The 16,815-nt window shown below is 65.4% G+C and carries 15 protein-coding genes and 1 pseudogene; 8 read left to right on the top strand and 8 right to left on the bottom strand.

The genetic code is table 11. From position 1 onward, the window contains the following. The first annotated feature begins 29 nt into the window (after positions 1-29). Positions 30-323: a hypothetical protein gene (locus NP_RS00575; RefSeq protein ID WP_011321845.1), complete on the top strand. Its 294-nt coding sequence runs from the start codon at positions 30-32 to the stop codon at positions 321-323. 38 nt (positions 324-361) lie between these two features. After that, positions 362-766 carry a DUF7124 domain-containing protein gene (locus NP_RS00570; RefSeq protein WP_011321844.1) on the top strand — a complete coding sequence of 135 codons (405 nt, stop codon included), beginning with the start codon at positions 362-364 and terminating at the stop codon, positions 764-766. Here the strand turns inward: NP_RS00570 and NP_RS00565 are convergent. Then, positions 763-1,962, bottom strand: a complete 1,200-nt coding sequence (locus NP_RS00565; RefSeq protein ID WP_011321843.1) for an FAD/NAD(P)-binding protein — start codon at positions 1,960-1,962, stop codon at positions 763-765. The two genes, NP_RS00570 and NP_RS00565, sit on opposite strands and share 4 nt — an antisense overlap. A gap of 90 nt (positions 1,963-2,052) precedes the next feature. On the opposite strand from NP_RS00565, the gene NP_RS00560 reads away from it, so the two are divergent. Together NP_RS00560 and NP_RS00555 are read left to right on the top strand one after the other, a co-directional pair. Then, on the top strand, positions 2,053-2,631 hold the full coding sequence (locus NP_RS00560; RefSeq protein WP_011321842.1) for a magnesium transporter: 579 nt from the start codon (positions 2,053-2,055) through the stop codon (positions 2,629-2,631). Continuing rightward, positions 2,632-3,282: a magnesium transporter gene (locus NP_RS00555; protein WP_011321841.1), complete on the top strand. Its 651-nt coding sequence runs from the start codon at positions 2,632-2,634 to the stop codon at positions 3,280-3,282. 12 nt (positions 3,283-3,294) lie between these two features. On the opposite strand, the gene NP_RS00550 is transcribed toward NP_RS00555, so the two are convergent. The 4 genes from NP_RS00550 to NP_RS00535 all read right to left on the bottom strand — a co-directional run bounded on the left by NP_RS00550 (position 3,295) and on the right by NP_RS00535 (position 7,843). Beyond that, positions 3,295-4,503, bottom strand: a complete 1,209-nt coding sequence (locus tag NP_RS00550) for a potassium channel family protein (protein ID WP_011321840.1) — start codon at positions 4,501-4,503, stop codon at positions 3,295-3,297. A 72-nt stretch (positions 4,504-4,575) separates the two neighbouring features. After that, positions 4,576-6,546: a molecular chaperone DnaK gene (gene dnaK / locus NP_RS00545; protein WP_011321839.1), complete on the bottom strand. Its 1,971-nt coding sequence runs from the start codon at positions 6,544-6,546 to the stop codon at positions 4,576-4,578. Positions 6,547-6,679: 133 nt separating this feature from the next. Next, a complete protein-coding gene (locus NP_RS00540; protein WP_011321838.1) occupies positions 6,680-7,333 on the bottom strand; it encodes a nucleotide exchange factor GrpE in 654 nt (217 codons plus the stop codon). 54 nt (positions 7,334-7,387) lie between these two features. Next, the gene (locus NP_RS00535; protein ID WP_011321837.1) at positions 7,388-7,843 is read right to left on the bottom strand and encodes a DUF2267 domain-containing protein; all 456 of its coding nucleotides are present in this window, start codon (positions 7,841-7,843) and stop codon (positions 7,388-7,390) included. A gap of 111 nt (positions 7,844-7,954) precedes the next feature. Here NP_RS00535 and NP_RS00530 point away from each other — a divergent pair, with 111 nt between their 5' ends. Continuing rightward, entirely contained in the window at positions 7,955-9,307 is a 1,353-nt protein-coding gene (locus tag NP_RS00530; protein ID WP_011321836.1) for a DEAD/DEAH box helicase family protein, read from the top strand. 1 nt (position 9,308) lies between these two features. Here NP_RS00530 and NP_RS00525 read toward each other — a convergent pair whose 3' ends face one another. Further along, positions 9,309-11,228: a beta-CASP ribonuclease aCPSF1 gene (locus NP_RS00525; RefSeq protein ID WP_011321835.1), complete on the bottom strand. Its 1,920-nt coding sequence runs from the start codon at positions 11,226-11,228 to the stop codon at positions 9,309-9,311. 203 nt (positions 11,229-11,431) lie between these two features. Between NP_RS00525 and NP_RS00520 the strand changes: the two genes are divergently transcribed. The 3 genes from NP_RS00520 to NP_RS00510 are packed head-to-tail and all read left to right on the top strand — an operon-like array spanning position 11,432 to position 14,552. Continuing rightward, positions 11,432-11,920, top strand: a complete 489-nt coding sequence (locus NP_RS00520; RefSeq protein ID WP_011321834.1) for a hypothetical protein — start codon at positions 11,432-11,434, stop codon at positions 11,918-11,920. A gap of 54 nt (positions 11,921-11,974) precedes the next feature. Continuing rightward, positions 11,975-13,018, top strand: a complete 1,044-nt coding sequence (locus NP_RS00515; RefSeq protein WP_011321833.1) for a Brp/Blh family beta-carotene 15,15'-dioxygenase — start codon at positions 11,975-11,977, stop codon at positions 13,016-13,018. Position 13,019: 1 nt separating this feature from the next. Further along, the gene (locus tag NP_RS00510) at positions 13,020-14,552 is read left to right on the top strand and encodes a phytoene desaturase family protein (RefSeq protein ID WP_011321832.1); all 1,533 of its coding nucleotides are present in this window, start codon (positions 13,020-13,022) and stop codon (positions 14,550-14,552) included. On the opposite strand, the gene NP_RS00505 is transcribed toward NP_RS00510, so the two are convergent. Both NP_RS00505 and NP_RS00500 read right to left on the bottom strand, forming a co-directional pair. Continuing rightward, on the bottom strand, positions 14,549-15,985 hold the full coding sequence (locus NP_RS00505) for a DHH family phosphoesterase (protein WP_011321831.1): 1,437 nt from the start codon (positions 15,983-15,985) through the stop codon (positions 14,549-14,551). The genes NP_RS00510 and NP_RS00505 overlap by 4 nt on opposite strands. Positions 15,986-16,012: 27 nt before the next feature. Next, a pseudogene (locus tag NP_RS00500) lies at positions 16,013-16,750 on the bottom strand (M20/M25/M40 family metallo-hydrolase); the annotation flags it as partial. Positions 16,751-16,815 lie beyond the last annotated feature (65 nt).

Genomic DNA, 16,815 nt, shown 5'->3' with positions numbered 1-16,815 from the left:
TTATTGATGGCGGCGATAAACGAACAGGTATGGCTAACGACGACGACCGTCAACCGCTCTTCGGTCCGGAGCTTTTCGTCCCGACGGAGTTTCTTGCCGACAACATGGACCATAACGTCGACGTGACCGGTGCGACGAGCCTCGAGGTCGAACACAGCCTCGACATCGACGTGCCGGTCCGACGCATCGAGGTCGGCGTCATCGCCTTCGCCGTGCTCGTCGTGTTGCTCGGCGTCTTTGCTCCGGTCGGGGCGACCGTACAGGTAAGCGCAGCACTCGGAGCCGTCGCCGCCGGCAACCTTCTCGTGCGGACGCTCGGCTGACCGACACCGTTTTCGGCGTTTCCTCCCTATCGAATCCCATGACAGACGACGCCGAACGCATCACGCTCGCCTTCGAGCTTGCCGCACTAGAGCGGCTCGCGGACCCCGCCGGCGTCATCCGCGACACGATGGGCTGGACCAGTCATCTCGGCATCATCAGCGACGAGCCGACGCATCTGGTCCGCAAGCGGGCCCGTGACTACGGCTTCAACCCCGACTTCCTGCCAGGGCCGCGGAGTCGCCACGAGAGCCTCCCGAAGGTCAAAGGGCAGCCGGAACACGACGCCGACCGGTATATTCTGGTCGCCGCACACGACGACATCGAGGACGCCGCCGAGCGACACGGCTGGGAGTACCGCCCCGTGGCTGAGGCTGCCGAGACGGCCGGGTGGGTGCTGGCGACGGAGACGGACGACGACGAAGAACACACCGGCTGGCCCTAGCCGACGATGCGGTCTGCGGCCCGACGTGCACCGATGACGTTGCCGGCGAACGGGCCGACCGTCCCAGCAGCGAGCGCGCCGCTCGCGTAGATGCCGTCGGTGTCGCCCCGCCACGATACTGTCGCATCGTCAAGCACGGGCATCCCGTCATAGCCGCGCTCCAATCCCAGCGACGATGCGAGCCGGCGGACGAACGGGCGGTCCCACGGCGGTTCGAACCCGGTCGCACAGCACACCGCGTCGCCGGCAAGCGGCCGGCCGTCGGTCAGCCGAAGCCGAACAGCGTCGTCCGTTTCGACGGCGCTTTCGACCTCGCCGACAACCACAGAGACATCGCTCGCTTCGAGACGGTCCCGGAGCTGCGGCCGTATCGTGCCGGACTTTCTGGCCTCCCGGACCGTCTTGAGCCGGGCCTTCGACCCCGGCGGGTGGCCGTGAAGCTCCCGCTGGATGTGTGGCCAGTTCACCCACGGCGGCTCAGCCTCGGTGACTGACGTCCGGAGCGGATGGCGGCTCAACAGGATATCCGCGTTGCGCTGCAGTGCCACCTGCGCGGCCGTGCTGCCGCCCCCGACGACGATATCCGGGGCCTTATCGTTGGTATTTTCAGCAACGCCATCGCCGTCGGCGACGACGTTCCCGCCGTCGGCGGCGACCGCACGCGGTGACGCTGTTCGGCCGCTGTTGGGGGCGTCGTCCCAGACGTGGTCGATGGCATCGCCGGCCCACTCGGGGAGCGACGGCGGTCCGTGTCCGACTGCAAGCACGACCCGCCGGCTCCGGAGCGTTCCCCCGGTTGTCTCAACGACTAGCCCGTCCCCGGCGTCGCGGACATCAGTCACGGTCCCCCGGCGGTGGAGCGCGTCAAGGCCGCGGCGCGCAATAACATGGGCAGCGTGGTCACAAAACAGCGACAGCGTCGGCCGGGGTGGATAGTTCGGCGTTGGCACCAGCTCCGCTTCCCGGCCACGGGAGTGAGCGAACGTCTCGAGGTCGAACGGGTCACGGCCGAGATGATGGACGAATGGCGACCGGAGCTCAGTCATGCCGCACCGCGCCGCACGCTGCCGGAACGTCGAAAGCAGCCGCGGTGCTGGGTCGACGATAGTGATGTCTTCGGGGTCGTACTCCGCTGTAGCCCGGTTGGCGAGGTACGTCCCGTGGACGCCACCACCAACGATGACGAACTCGTTCACATTTGTTATCAAGAGCTAATCACTATTTATTAATTCCGGACGCTCTCCCGCGGTGGGTAGTTTTATGAACGAACTCCGTCACACACGGGTATGGACGCTCGTCACGGGGCCTGGCGGATTTACCGTGAGAGCATCGCTATTCTCGTTGTCAGTCTCGGCGGCGGCATCTTCGCCGGGTCGGTACTGGGGACTGAGGGCATGACCGACGGGTTCGAGCAGTTCCCCGGATTACTACTGCTTCTGCCCGCGTTCCTCGGTACCCGAGGTAACGTCTACGGGGCGCTCGGTGCCAGAATCTCCTCCGGGCTTCACCAGGGGCTCATCGAGCCGCGATTTGAATGGGACCGCCGGCTCATCAACGCCGTCACCGCTTCTTTCATCAACGGCATCGGCATCTCGGTGTTCATCGGTTTTCTCTCGTGGGTCGTCATTGGCTTCCTCCGCCCCGAGTCGGAGGCATCATTGCTCGCGCTCGTCTCGATTATGCTCATCGCAGGCGTCCTGACCTCCGTCGTTCTCATTGTCGGGCTGCTCGCGCTGGTCTTTGCCGGCTACAAATACGGGATGGACCCCGACAACCTCGTCGGCCCCGTCGTGACGACGCTCGGTGACATCTTCGGCGTCGTTTTCCTCTATACCGCTGTCCTCGTCGTGGGGGTGTTGATATAGATGGTCGCCCCATCCGGTGTCGGCTCCCTGAACACGTGGTCAACGCGCGCCATCGTGCTAACGATGGCCCCCATCCTCATCGGCCTGAGCATTCTGCAGATGGTGTCCGGAGCCGTCTTGGAGACGCTCGAGGAGACGTATCTCGGCAACCCGACGCTGCTCGTCTTGGTGCCGGTGATGATCGACATGGGCGGCAATCTCGGCTGCATCCTCGCCTCGCGGCTCTCGACGCGGCTCCACCTCGGCGTCCTCGAGTTCGACATCCGAGATACGGCGCTGTGGACGAACGTCATCGCAATCTTGGGGCTGGCGGCGACCATCTTCACGATTCTCGGCTTCGCCGCTTACGGGGTCGGGCAGTTTATCACCGGCGAGCCGCTGCCGCTTTTTGACCTGCTTCTCATCTCGCTTCTCAGCGGGATGTCGCTGGCCGTGCTGGCGATTCTCCTCGCGGTCAGCGCGACCTACGTCTCCTACCGGATGGGGCTGGACCCCGACGACACGACCATCCCCGTCGTCACGAACGTCGCTGACATCTGTGGCGTTCTGATACTGTCGGGCGTTGCGATTCTCGTGCTCGACCAAGACTTCGGGGACGGTATCGAGGAGACGACCGCGGCGCTCGTGGAGTTCGTAGTCCTTCTCCTCTGAGCGCGGTCCGTTTCAAGCGACGGCCAGCTCCCGGAACTCCGCGGCAGACGTCCGGGTTCCCTTGGCGATGAGTACGTCGCCGGGCTGCAGTGTCAGGTCGATGTCGGAGACGAGCAACCATCCCTCGTCAGGCCGTCTGACAGCGATGACGTTCATCCCCAGCTCTGTCACCGGAACGCCGGCTTCGATGTCGGTTCCATCGAGGTCGCTTCCCTCCTCGACCGCAACGCGGACGAGCAGCTCGTCGGATTCTTGGACCGCCAACTCGACGACGGGATGGACCGTCAGTCCGCGCAGCACGCCCTCGGAGATATCGAGGGCCGCATCGCTGATTGTCTCCGTCGAGACGCCGAGGTAGATGAGGCCCCGCAGGGCGACAGGGTCGTCGGCATCGGCGGCCGCACCGAGCAGCCACGCCTCGAACCGCGACCGGAGGGCATCGACCTCGACTTCGAGGTTCCTGACCTCCGCTGCGAGTTCATCGCTGTCGAAGAGCACGCTCCCGTAGGCTAAATCTACCGCCAGCTCCGAGAGGTTCTTCATCAGGATGATAGAGTCGACGGCCCGTTCGAGGTCGTCGATATCGGGCTCCGGCGGCTCCGTCGACTCGTATTCCGTGCCGGTCAGCGTCATGTAGACTTCATCGAGGCGCTGTTCCGGCCCGCGGAGAAACACCGTATCCTCCGCTGCGAGCTTCGTCTCCGGTCCCGGGTTCAGTATCCATTCGTCGCCCCGCCGGATGCCGATGACACGGACCCCCGTCTCGGACTCGAGATTGATTCCTTCGAGTGTCCGCCCGGTGTAGCTCGATGCCGGCGCGACGGTGCCGCGGACAAGCGTCTCGACGGCTTCCGGTAGCGCCGCCCGCATCGACTCCGGGAGGCCGATGTCGTCGAGGACAATCTTCGCAATGTCCGCGGCAGCGTCGCTGACGTGGTCTGCACCGGCGACGATGCCCAACACAGGGGCGAGGGCTTCGGCCTCCTTCGGGTTCCGGACCGCCAACATTAGACTCATCCGGGCTCGCATCTGAAGGACATCCATCTTTTCTTCGAGCGCGAGCACCTCGCTGGCGAGTTCGTCGTTCTGGTGGAGCACCGCCGAGTACGCTAAATCGATGAGTAACTCGGAGGTGTCCTTCATCTCGACGAGGAGGTCCTTGACGCTTCTCGGCTCGTAATCGACAGTTCTCGGTTGCGCCCCCTCATCGAAGCCGGTCATGAGGCTACAATCCCTACGCGGTGGTAAAAAACCTTGCCACGGAACCGCCCGGCTGCGGGTCGTTCAATCCCGTTATTCGTCTTCGTCGTCTTCGTCGTCGACGTCCTCGAAGTCGGCGTCGACGAACTCCTCGCCGTCGCCTTGCTGGCCGGCACCGGCACCCGGACCGGCGCCGCCCATGCCACCGGGGCCAGCGCCACCCATACCGCCGGGACCGGCACCGCCCATGCCACCGGGGCCAGCGCCGCCCATACCGCCTGCGGCGCCTGCACCAGCGCCGGCTCCGCCTTCACCGGCCTGCTGTTGGTACATCTGCTTGCCGATTTCCTGGAGCGCTTCGGCGAGTGCCTCGGTCGCCTCGGTGAGTTCGTCGGTGTCGGCGTCCTCGTCTTCGACGACCTCGCGGAGGTCGTCCATCGACGCCTCGATGTCGGCACGGAGGTCGTCGTCGACCGCGTCTTCGTTTTCGTCGAGGAGCGTCTCGGCGCGCTGGAGCGTCGATTCGGCCTCGTTGCGGGCCTCGATGCGCTCGCGGCGCTTTTCGTCTTCCTCGGCGTGCTTTTCGGCTTCTTCCTGCATCTCCTCGATCTCCTCGTCGGAGAGGCCGACGCCGCCCTCGATGGTGATGTCTTCCTTGTTGCCGGAGCCTTGGTCTTCGGCCTCGACGTTGACGATGCCGTTTTCGTCGATGTTGAACGTCACCTCAATCTGCGGTGTTCCGGCGGGTGCCGGCGGGATGCCGGTTAGCTGGAATGCACCGAGTAGTTCGTTTTCCTCGGCGATTTCGCGCTCGCCTTGGAAGACGCGGATGTTGACCGAGGTCTGGTTGTCGGCGGCGGTCGTAAAGACCTTCGAGGCCTCGGTCGGGATGGTCGTGTTCTTGTCGATGAGACGCTCGAAGAGGCCGCCCTTGACCTCGATACCGAGCGACAGCGGCGTCACGTCCAGCAGGACGATGTCGTCGACATCGCCGGAGAGCACGCCGCCCTGAATGGCTGCCCCGAGACCGACCGCTTCGTCGGGGTTGACGTTCTTTTTTGGCTCTTGGCCCGTCAGTTCCTCGACTTTCTCTTGGACCATCGGCATCCGGGTCGACCCACCGACGAGGATGACTTCATCGATGTCGCCCTTCGAGTAGCCAGCATCGTCAAGCGCCTGTTCGGTCGGGCCGACAGTGCGCTCGACGAGGTCGCTCGTCAGCGACTCGAACTTCGCTCGCGAGATGCTCTCTTCGAGGTTGAGCGGCCCCTCGTCGGTCGCCGCGATGAACGGCAGGTTGATGTTCGTCTCCTTCCGCGAGGAGAGCTCGATTTTCGCCTCCTCGGCGGCCTCGTGAAGCCGCTGGAGCGCCTGTCGGTCCTCACGGAGGTCGATACCGTGTTCCTCTTCGAAGGAGTCGGCCAGATAGTCAATGATGGCTTCGTCCCAGTCGTCGCCGCCGAGGTCGTTGTCACCGTTCGTGGCGACGACCTCGTAGACGCCGCCGCCCAGATCGAGGATGGAGACGTCGAAGGTGCCGCCGCCGAGGTCGTAGACGAGCACCGTCTGGTCGGACTCGTCGTCGAGCCCGTAGGCCATCGCAGCCGCCGTCGGCTCGTTGACGATGCGTTCGACCTCGAAGCCGGCGATTTCGCCGGCGTCCTTGGTCGCCTGTCGCTGTCGGTCGTTGAAGTAGGCCGGCACCGTGATAACGGCCTTCTCGATGTCGTCGCCGAGGTACTCCTCGGCGTCGCGTTTGATCTTCTGGAGAATCATCGCCGAGATCTGCTCGGGTGTGTACTCGTCGTCGCCGACCTCGACGGTGTAGTCGTCTTCCCCCATGTGTCGCTTGATGGACTGAATCGTGTCCTCGGGGTTTTGGACCGCCTGGTTCTTGGCCGGCTTGCCGACAAGCCGTTCGCCGTCGTCGGTGAAGGCGACAACCGACGGCGTCGTCCGTTCGCCCTCGCTGTTGACGATTATCTCGGGGTCGCCACCCTCCATGACCGCAAACGCGGAGTTGGTGGTACCGAGGTCGATACCGAGAATCTTGTTGCTCGCCATCTTGTTCGGCTATACCGGATTAAGTCGGTTAAAAGTTGCTAGACGGGCCGAGAGTGGTTCGGATGCGTCACCGTCTCTTCTGGTGGTTTTGGTTCACCGGTGCTGCCCGGACCGAGGGATATAAACAGAAGCGCTATTCGTCCCCGTCTTCGCCGTCGGCGTCATCCTCGGCTTCACTGTCCCCGGATGGCCCTTCCGAGACTGTCACCTGCGCCGCACGGAGGACTTTGCCGGCCATCTCGTAGCCCGGGCGGTGGAGTTCCGCGACGGTACCTTCCGGCTCGTCGCTTTCGACCTGCAGGAGTACCTCGTGGCGCTTCGGGTCCGTCTCGGTTCCGGGGTCGGGTTCGATGGCCTCGACGCCCTCCCCGTCGAGGATGTCGTCGAGCTGCCGGAAGGTCGCCTCGACACCCTCGCGGATGTCGGCGTCCGCATCCTGTTCGAGTGCGCGGTTGAGGTTGTCCCGAACCTCTAGCAGCTTTTCGACGAGCGCTTCTGTCGCGCGGGCGCGTTCCTTCTCGCGCTGCTTTTCCTGTCGCTTCTTGTAGTTTTGGAACTCCGCCTGCTTCCGCTTGAGTCGGGATTCGAGGTCGTCCCGCTCGGTTTCCAACTCGGCGGCCTCCTCACGAAGAGCGACCAGTTCCGCCGCGACCGACGCAGGGTCGTTTTCGGCCCGCTCGGCCACGGCAGCCACCGGGTCGCGGTCGTCTCCTTCGTCGGGCGATGTCGACGCTTCTTCGTCAGCCTCCGATGACGCTTCGACGGCGTCTCCCTGGTCGTCGCTCATATACGACGGCAGCCGGTCGCCGCCAATAAGCGTTGAGAAACGCCCCCGGGCGGGTCAGTCGTCACCCCAAGGGGGCGAGTCGGTTTTCGAGAACTCAAAGAGGTCGTCGAATTCCGGCGGCAGCTGTTCTTCGACGTGCGCCAACTCACCGCCACGAACGAGGTCGCTGACCAGCGCAACGACCGCCTTCGTGCGGTAGACGGCCTCGCCTTGGTCGATGTTTGACGGCTGCCCGTGGCCGCTGTCGAGTTCGAGGTCGTCGTAGTTGAGCCGGTCTGTTACCCGTTGGATGAAGGTGTCGTAGTCGTAGACTTGCCCGTGGTCGGCCGCCAGCAGATACCGGTCGATTTCTTTCGGCAGCGGGCTGGCGATGTCGGTCGCACCACCCTCGCTGACCCGCTCGCCGAGCGTCGTCAGCACCGCCCGCGTCGTTCTGACGGCCTCGGCCTGTTCGCCAGCCTCGATTCGATGCTGTACCTCACCGACGAAATCCTTGAAACTCGTGCTCATACGACAGCTCACCACACGGGACATCTCCCAGCGACGTTACAAAACTTACGGCAATTCTGACCGAATCCCCGCAGCCGTCGCCGTTAAACGCCCCGGGTGCCGAACATCGGTGTGGTCACGCTCCGCTACGACGAGGGCACGGTTCGAATCGACGGCGACGGCACAGAGCGGCTCGCCAGCCTGTCGTTTGTCGAGGCCGACCCGCGTTCGGAGAGCCATCGCGCGCCGGCGTTCCGGTATCCGTTCCTGCGCCGGACCTGTCGGGACCGCGGACTCGCTGTCGAGGACCGTGTCCTCGATACGCCGGCTGTCGACGGGCTGTCGACGACATACGAACTCCGCGGCTACCAGCGGGAAGCCCTCGACGCGTGGCGGAGCCACGGCGACCGTGGCGTCGTCGTCCTCCCGACCGGCAGCGGCAAGACCGTACTGGCCGTCGGCGCGATTGCCGCCCTCGAAACACCGACGCTCGTTGTCGTCCCGACTGTCGACCTGCTCGACCAGTGGCACGAGGAGCTATCCGCCGAGTTCGGCGATGCGACGGCGGTTGGCCGGCTCGGCGGCGGCGTCCAGCGCATCGAGCCGCTGACGGTCGCGACCTACGATTCGGCGTATCTTCGGGCTGAGGACCTCGGGAACCGCTTCGGGCTGGTCGTTTTTGATGAGGTCCACCACCTCGGCGGCGAGGGCTACCGCGACGCCGCGCGGCTCTCGGCCGCGCCGGCTCGCCTCGGGCTGACTGCTACCTTCGAACGCCCCGACGGCGAACACGAGGTCATCGAGACGCTCGTCGGTCCGGTCGTCTACGAGCGCTCCGCCGAGGACCTCGCCGGGGACCACCTCGCCGACTACGACATCCGCCGGCTCGAAGTTCCGCTCACGCCCGAAGAGCGGGACATCTACGAGCGCCACCAACAGACGTTCACCGAGTATCTCGCGTCGTCGGACATCCAACTTCGGTCCGGCAGCGATTATCAGGAACTCGTCAAACGGTCGGGCTCGGACCCGAAGGCCCGCGAAGCACTGCTCGCCAAGCAACGAGCCAGAGAGGTGATGATGAACGCCGAGCGGAAACTGACCGTGCTGGCCGACATCCTCGACCGGCACGACGGCGACCGCGTCATTGTCTTTACCGCCTACACCGACCTCGTCTACGACATTGCCGAGCGATTCCTGATACCGCCGATAACCAGCGAGATGGGTACCGACGAGCGGCGCGAGATACTCGACCGGTTCCGTCGCGGCGACTACTCCCGCGTCGTCGCCGCAAACGTCCTTGATGAGGGCGTTGACGTTCCCGACGCCAACGTTGCGGTCGTTCTCTCCGGGTCGGGCAGCCAACGGGAGTTCACCCAGCGGCTCGGCCGCGTGCTGCGCCCCAGCGACGACGGCGGTCGGGCGCTGCTGTATGAAGTCGTTGCCGAGGAGACGGCAGAAGAGCGGGTCGCGAGGCGGCGGCGATAACTTACTTGAAGCGGAACGTTTCGAGGTTCTTCGGGGCGAACGTCCGCATGTTGAACTCGTGGTAGAGTGCCGACGACAGGTCCTGTACCGAGGACTCGTCGCCGTGGACACAGAGGACCTTCTCGGGACGCGGGTTCATGGTCCGGACGAAGTTCATCAGCCCCTGCCGGTCGGCGTGGCCGGAGAAGCCGTCGACCGTCTCGACGTTCATATTGAGCTTGAGCGTGCCACGGCCGTTGCCGCGGTCGTTCATCGGAATCTCGTCCCAGCCGCTCTGGATGCGGCTGCCGAGCGTCCCCTGTGCCTGGTAGCCGACGAAGGTCATCGTCGACTTTTCCTCGCTGCCGATGTGGTTGAGCCACGACATGATGGGGCCGCCCTCGACCATCCCGGATGTCGAGAGAACTATGCAGGGGCCGCCATCGGCGACCTCCTGTCGCTCCTCCTCGCCGCCGTCGATGTGGTTGAACTGGTCGGCGAGGAAGGGGTTCTCATCGTCGTGGAAAATGCGGTCCCGGAGGTCATCACGGAGGTACTCGGGGTAGGTGGTGTGGATGGCGGTCGCCTCCCAGATCATCCCGTCGAGGTGGACCGGGACGGTCGGAATCTCGCCTTCGCGCATCGCCTCTTCGAGGACGAGCATGATCTCTTGGGACCGACCGACAGCGAAGGCCGGAATGAGCACCTTGCCGCCCTCGGTCGTCGTCTCCCGGATAATCTCTTTGAGGGTCTCCTCGGAGTCCTCTTGGTCGGTCTGGTAATCGTTGCGGCCACCGTAGGTCGACTCCAACACGAGCGTCTCGACGCGGGGGAAGTCGTTGACAGCGCCGTTGAACAGCCGCGTGTCGTCGTAGTGGATGTCGCCGGAGAAGGCGACGTTGTAGAGACCGTCGCCGACGTGGAAGTGGGTGACCGCCGACCCCAGAATGTGCCCGGCGTTGTGGAACGTGAGCTTGAGGTCGGGCGCGATGTCGGTCACGTCGCCGTACTCCAGCGGGATGCAGTGTTTGATGGCCTCCCGAACCTGTGAGGAGTCGTACGGCGGGGTCCGGCCTTCCTTGCTGGCGACATCGAGGTAGTCGAGGGTGAGCAGTCCCATCAGGTCGCGGGTCGGCTCCGTACAGTAGATCGGCCCATCGTAGCCGTATTTGAACAGCAGCGGAATCAGCGCCGAGTGATCAAGGTGGGCGTGGGTGAGCACGACCGCATCGAGGTTCGACGCGCCAGCACCGAGGGCTTCGGGGACCTGGAGGTAGGGAACCTCGCCTTCCGCACCGGGCTTGTCACCGCAGTCGATGAGCACCCGCGTTTCCGGGGTGTTGAGGATGAAGGCGGCGCGGCCGACCTCACGGCAGCAGCCAAGCGTCGTGATGCGCACCCACTCGTCGTCGGACATCTCCTCGCGGTGAATCTGCCGGCCGATGCGTTCGAGGATGTCGCGGCGCTCCTCGCGTTCCTGTTTCAGGAAGTTCCGGACGTTCGACACCGTGGAGGACTCGATGGGCGGCGTCCGGACGACCTCGGGCGTCCAGCCGACTTCCTGTGTTATCTCTCGGAGCGTCGAGCCGTGGCGGCCGATGACCATGCCGGGCTTTTCGGCTTCGATGACGACCTCGCCCGTATCAGGGTGGAAATCGAGGTCGGTGACGCCGGCCTCCTCGGGGATGACCGACATAATCTGCTCGCGGGCGTCGCTCGGCCGCGAGAGCACCTCGGGGTCCGGGCGAACGGTAATCCGCTTTCGGAGTTTCGAGGCGAGCTGTCGGACGAGGTCGCCGTCGCTGGCGAACCGTTTTGGGTCCTTCGTGTAGACGACCAGTTCCGGCCCCTCGTATTTCACGTCCGACACCGAGATGTCGTTCGGAACTTCGCTAACTATCGTCGATTTGATATCGTCGAGTTTCCGCTCTACTGCACTCATGCGTTAGAAATCCTCTGTTTTGGGGCTCCCGGTGCCGCGACAGAACGCTACCGAAACAGTTGACAGGACGGCTGACTGTACACGTGTGAACCACATTGATATCGGTAGCTGTCGTCGGTGACGACCGCGGGACGCACCGGAAAACCCGCTCGTAGTCGTTCCTAATCAACTACTCATATAAAACCCTTCGCAAAAACGTCCGTATGGACGTGACACCGTCGTCCGTGTCGGCTGAACACGAACGGCTACGGGAAAACGAACGGGTTCCGGAACACATCAACGACGTGCGTGTACGGCTCGGGGACGCCTTCGGCGTTGAGGTTACGCCAGTCTCGCCGGCCCAGTACCGTCGGGAAGTCGACGCTGTCTTCGCCGACGGCGACCGTGCGGTCAACGTCGCGGCGCTGTGTGGCCTCCTACGGTCGCTCGATTGCCACGGCGACTACCCGGGGTTTGTCGTCGACGAGTTCCTCGGCCGAAAGCTGGCGGCGACAATTGCTGGCGGCGAGCCGTTCGCGTTGCTCGCCGAGGCGACCTTCCACGTCGCCGACATCCATACCCACGGCGGCGCTGACGAGGCTGCCGGCGCGGACGACCTCGAAGCCGCGCTCGCGGCCGGCTTCCAGACGCGGCTGCCCGGCTGGGAGTGGACCGAAGGCGAGAGCCCCTTCGGGGTGACGGGTAACGGTTAAACCCCACCATATTGTGGGCTGACTGGGAGATGGCTGCCGGCCTAATACACTCATATGGCGACCGTCGAATCGAATCTCCGTCGGCTCGGCACCAGCCGAAGCCGGCGGCTGCTGTCGGGGTCGCGTATCGCACTCGTTGTGCTCATCGGCTGGTTCCTGCTTGCCCGCTGGGCTGGCATCTCCCTGTCGATGCAGACACAGGCCGCGGTGTATCTGTTCGGGATGGTCGCGCTCAATCTCCCGTACGGCGGCTACGAGCACATGGTCAATCTCGACCCGCGGGAGCTCTCCTTCGGGCTCCGGTATATCGCTGCGTACCTCGCCCTCGTAGTCGGTTTTGTCGCGGTGTTCTTCGTCGCGCCCGTCGTCGGTCTCGCGCTCGCTATCGCCGTCGCGGTCGCGAAGGGCGGCCATGGCGGGCTCCGGGTGCTTGATGCGACGGTCGGGACGTCCCACCTCAAGACGACGGCCCAACGGGCGCTTGCGGCGTTTGTCCGCGGCGGCACGGTGATGATAGTGCCGCTCTTCTTTTGGCCCGGTGACTTCGCGGCATTCAGCACCTTCATGGTCGATATGTTCGAGATGGGCGCTTTCGCGAGCGTCGCGCCGCATTTCGACGCGCTCCGGTACGGGCTCGGTGCTGTCTTTGCGGTTGCGGCCGTCTCTCACGTCGCCGTCGGCTATCTCCGACACGAAACGCTTTCGACGTGGGCACTCGACGCCGGCGAGACGGCGCTGCTAATCGCGTACTTCGCGGTCGTTCCGGTCGTCGTCGCGGTGGGGCTTTACTTCCCGCTGTGGTACTCGGCTCGACAGAGCGCCCGCATCGCGGCCGTCGAATCCGACACCCTCGACTCGGGTCCCGACTCCAGCCGGACAGCGCCCGGGACGGCCGTTGCGGCCTTCGTCGGCGGCGCTATCGCGACGTTCGCGCTCGCGGGACTCCTCTTTGTGTTGCTCCCAAACCCGATGGCCGGCGGGACGCTGCTGATAAGCGGCGTCGCCTTCTTTACCGTCTTCATCAGCATCATCGCCCTGCCGCACGTCGTCGTCGGCAGTTGGTTCGACACCGACCGCGGCATCTGGTATGTCCCCTGAGATGCCCGCCACGGATACCACCCAACACGCTCGCTGTCCGCTCGATGGCCAGTCGGCGACCGTCGTCGGCGGCGGATTCGGCGGGCTTGCGGCGGCCTGCCATCTCGCGGCCGACGGCGCGGAGGTCCGGCTGCTCGAACAGCACGACCGACTGGGCGGCGTCGCCGGCCGCATCGAGACCGACGGGTTCCGCATCGATACGGGGCCGTCGTGGTATCTGATGCCCGGTGCCTTCGAGCGGTTCTTCGGCCACTTCGACCGCGAGCCGTCGGCGTTCTACGACCTCGAACGTCTCGACCCGCACTACCGGGTTTTCTGGAAGGACGGCGACCGCGTCGACGTGCCGGACGACCCCGAGGCGGTCGCCGAACTGTTCGAACGCTACGAGCCGGGCGCAGGCAACGCCTTCCGGGCGTATCTCGACAGCGCCGAACACGCCTACGAGGTCGGCGTCGACGAGTTCGTCTACGAGGACCGCTCACGCGTCCGGGACTGTCTGGACCCACGGCTCCTGCGGGCGGTGCGAGGGCTCACGCTCTTGTCCTCGATGGACGAGTACGTCGCCGACTACTTCGAGAACCCGAAGCTCAGACAGCTCGTCCAGTATACGCTGGTCTTCCTCGGCGGCGCGCCGCACAACACGCCGGCCATCTACACGCTGATGAGCCACGTCGATTTCAATCTCGGCGTCTACCACCCGACCGGCGGTATCGCTTCCGTCGTCGATGGCGTCGCCGAGTTGGCTCGGGACCTCGGCGTCGACATCGAGACCGGCACGCCCGTTTCGGGTCTCGACCCCGCAGACAACGCAATCACGGTCAGTACTGACGCCGGCACGCATCGTGCCGACACCGTCGTCGCCAACGCCGCTCCCGCACACGTCGACCGCGACCTGTTGCCGGACGGCGTCGCCGAATACGGCGACGACTACTGGTCGGACCGGACCTACGCGCCGTCGGCGTTCATGCTGTATCTGGGCGTCGAAGGCGACGTTGAGCCGCTGTACCACCACACGCTCGTGTTGCCGACCGACTGGGACGACCACTTCCGACAGATATTCGAGACGCCAGCCTGGCCGGATGACCCAGCCTACTACATTAACGTCCCGTCATCGACGGACCCGACGATGGCTCCCGACGGCCACGAGGCGGTCGTCGTGCTGGTGCCGATAGCGCCCGGTCTCGACGACGGCCCGGCGGTCCGCGAGACGTTCCGCGAGCAGGTCCTCAACGATATCGCTACCCACACCGGCGTCGACCTCCGGGACCGCATCGTTCTCGAACGGACGGCGTGTGTCTCGGAGTTCGGCCAACGGTTCGGCGCGCCACAGGGGACCGCCCTCGGCCTCGCACACACCCTTTCACAGACCGGCCCGCTTCGGCCGTCGATTCGGTCGTCGGTCTCCGATTCGCTGTTCTATGCTGGCTCCTACACGTCGCCGGGAATCGGCGTCCCGATGTGTCTAACGAGCGGCGAACACGCAGCAGCAGCCGTCCGTGCGGACGCTACCGGCGGACTGTTCAGCGGGCGTTAGCCGAGTTGGTCGGCGACAATCTCGTCGGCGTGGTCGACGAACTCGGCCTCATTTCCGGCCGGTATCGTCGCCCCGGCGGCAACGTCGTGGCCGCCGCCATCGCCGCCGACCGCCCGCGCAGCCTCGCCCATCACGACCGAGAGATCGAGCCCACGCCCCACGAGCGGCCCGGTGCCGCGGGCTGAGACCTTCGTTTCCTCGTCGCCCTTTTCGGCAAAGGCGATGATAGGTCGGTCGCGCGAGACGCCGTCGGCCCCCATCGACATCCCGGCGATGATGCCAACGATGGTCTCCCGTATCTCGTCGCCGGCGTTGAACCACTGTAGGTGGTCGGTCTTCGTGACGCCGTGTTCTTCGACCCATTCGATGCCCTCCGAGAGGTTCCGCCGGTGGTTCGAAAGCAACTCCCGTGCCCGGTCGAGGGCCTCTTTGCGGTCACCGAGACAGACTGCCAGCCCGACATCGGCGCGCTCGTAGCGTGCGGTCGCGTTCAGCAGCGTCGAGAACTCGCTGGCATCACGGAGCTCCGTCCCCGGTTCCTCTTCGTTGAGGACGTAGCTCGTCCCGACGAGCCGCTCGATTTTGTACGCCGGGACGCCGCGGTTGACGGCGTACTGTACCAGTCCGCTGGCGACCGTCTGTTTCTCGCTGTCGGTCAGGTCGACCCACCGCTTCCAGTCGCCGTCGGCGCGACAGTCAACGTCGAGGTCGTCGAGAAAGGAGATCGCGCCGCGTTCGTCGTTCGTGATGCCCGGCAGCCGCACGTCGGAGGCGTACTCGAGGAGCTTTGGCAGCGGTCGCGTCTGCTTCCCGTAGACGGCGAGGTCTTTCGTCTCGGTGAGAACGCCGGCGTCGACCCCCTCGGCGACGATATCCTCGTTGGCTCCCTGTAGCTGGCCCCCAGAGGCCTGCATGTCACCGACAGCGCCCACGACCGCGAGTGCGGCCAGGTCACGGTTGTCGAGCCGCTCGTCGGCGTTGGAGGCGCTCGCCAGCGCACGCGCCAGCAGGTACGCCGCGCCGGCTCCGGAGAGCTCCGACGCCCCATCGATGCCTTCCAGCAGTGGATTGAGATGGTAGTCGGTCGTCGCCTCGGCCGGCTGGTGGTGGTCGGCGATGACTGGGGTGAAATCGCCCGCCGCCTCGTGGTCGGCGATGATGTCGAGTTGGCCGCTGCCGAAGTCGGTAAACAGCACCGTCTCGTACTCGCGGCCGGCGAGAGCCGCGAGAGCGTCGGCGTCGAGCTGTTTCTCGAAGACGACCTCGAAGGGAAGGCCGGCCCGTTCGAGCGCGGTCGCGGCGACCGCGGCGCTTGTCAGCCCGTCGGCGTCGATGTGAGAGGCCAGTAACACGCTGTCGGCTTCGAGCAGCCGCTCGGCGCAGTCGGCGGCGCGGGCCTGTAGCTTCGGAACGGGGGCGTCGGCGACGGCCATCGTAGCGAGTATTGCTCGCTCTGTCAGTTAAACCTCGGCATCGACCGCTTCGGCAACCCGGCGATAGATGTCGACACAGCGCTCGACGGCTGCCGCCGAGACGCTTTCGGTGTCGGTGTGGGCCTCCCCGGGTTCGGCGGCCCCACAGACGACACACGCCGTCCCCGCGCGACTCGCAAGCCAGCCGGCGTCGGTTGCATGTGGCTTCGTCACGGCCTCGGCGTCGCCCTTCTGGGCGGCGTCAGCGGCCGCAAGCGCCGTCTCAGCGAACCCGTCGTCGCTGCAGGCCATCGGCGGGAGGTCTTGCTCGATGTCGAGGGTGACGCCGTCGACAGCCGCCGCTTCGAGCGCGGCCCGTTCGCCGGGCACCGTCCGCTCGTCGACGGTTACCGTACAGCGGTCGGGGACGACGTTCCACGCCTCGCCGCCGTCGATTTCGGTGACGGTGGCGCTACCGGCGAGCCGCTCGCCGAACACCCGTGTTTCGGGTGCATCGAGCTCTCGAACCACGGCCACGGCATCGGTAGCTCGATAGATGGCGTTTGTCGCTGCGTCGGCTTCGCTGGCGTGAGCGGCATCGCCGGTTGCGACGAGCGTCGCCCCGCGTCGGCCCTTGTGTGCAACTGCGACATCCGTCACCCCGGCCGCCGAGTAGCCGGTCGACCCCTCACCAACGACGGCGAACTCCGGGGCAAAGCCGTTCTCGATGGCGGCCCGACAGCCGACGCCACCGTCCTCCTCGCCGACGAACGAGGCGAGTTCGAGACTCTCCATGTCTGACCGATTCGCCCGGTGGCGTTTATATCACCGGCCGCCGACGGCGGCGCACC

The sequence above is a fragment of the Natronomonas pharaonis DSM 2160 genome, assembly GCF_000026045.1.
Classification (GTDB): Archaea; Halobacteriota; Halobacteria; order Halobacteriales; family Haloarculaceae; genus Natronomonas; species Natronomonas pharaonis.
This window is presented reverse-complemented; position numbering and strand designations above follow the sequence as displayed.

What these genes read in the sequence shown, in the direction of transcription:
- NP_RS00540 (WP_011321838.1), bottom strand. Translation starts at nt 7,333, where the DNA reads ATGAGCGACGACCAGGGAGACGCCGTCGAAGCGTCATCGGAGGCTGAC.
- NP_RS00510 (WP_011321832.1), top strand. Translation starts at nt 13,020, where the DNA reads ATGCCCGCCACGGATACCACCCAACACGCTCGCTGTCCGCTCGATGGC.
- dnaK (WP_011321839.1), bottom strand. Translation starts at nt 6,546, where the DNA reads ATGGCGAGCAACAAGATTCTCGGTATCGACCTCGGTACCACCAACTCC.
- NP_RS00550 (WP_011321840.1), bottom strand. Translation starts at nt 4,503, where the DNA reads ATGACCGGCTTCGATGAGGGGGCGCAACCGAGAACTGTCGATTACGAG.
- NP_RS00560 (WP_011321842.1), top strand. Translation starts at nt 2,053, where the DNA reads ATGGACGCTCGTCACGGGGCCTGGCGGATTTACCGTGAGAGCATCGCT.
- NP_RS00555 (WP_011321841.1), top strand. Translation starts at nt 2,632, where the DNA reads ATGGTCGCCCCATCCGGTGTCGGCTCCCTGAACACGTGGTCAACGCGC.
- NP_RS00515 (WP_011321833.1), top strand. Translation starts at nt 11,975, where the DNA reads ATGGCGACCGTCGAATCGAATCTCCGTCGGCTCGGCACCAGCCGAAGC.
- NP_RS00570 (WP_011321844.1), top strand. Translation starts at nt 362, where the DNA reads ATGACAGACGACGCCGAACGCATCACGCTCGCCTTCGAGCTTGCCGCA.
- NP_RS00525 (WP_011321835.1), bottom strand. Translation starts at nt 11,228, where the DNA reads ATGAGTGCAGTAGAGCGGAAACTCGACGATATCAAATCGACGATAGTT.
- NP_RS00535 (WP_011321837.1), bottom strand. Translation starts at nt 7,843, where the DNA reads ATGAGCACGAGTTTCAAGGATTTCGTCGGTGAGGTACAGCATCGAATC.
- NP_RS00520 (WP_011321834.1), top strand. Translation starts at nt 11,432, where the DNA reads ATGGACGTGACACCGTCGTCCGTGTCGGCTGAACACGAACGGCTACGG.
- NP_RS00575 (WP_011321845.1), top strand. Translation starts at nt 30, where the DNA reads ATGGCTAACGACGACGACCGTCAACCGCTCTTCGGTCCGGAGCTTTTC.
- NP_RS00505 (WP_011321831.1), bottom strand. Translation starts at nt 15,985, where the DNA reads ATGGCCGTCGCCGACGCCCCCGTTCCGAAGCTACAGGCCCGCGCCGCC.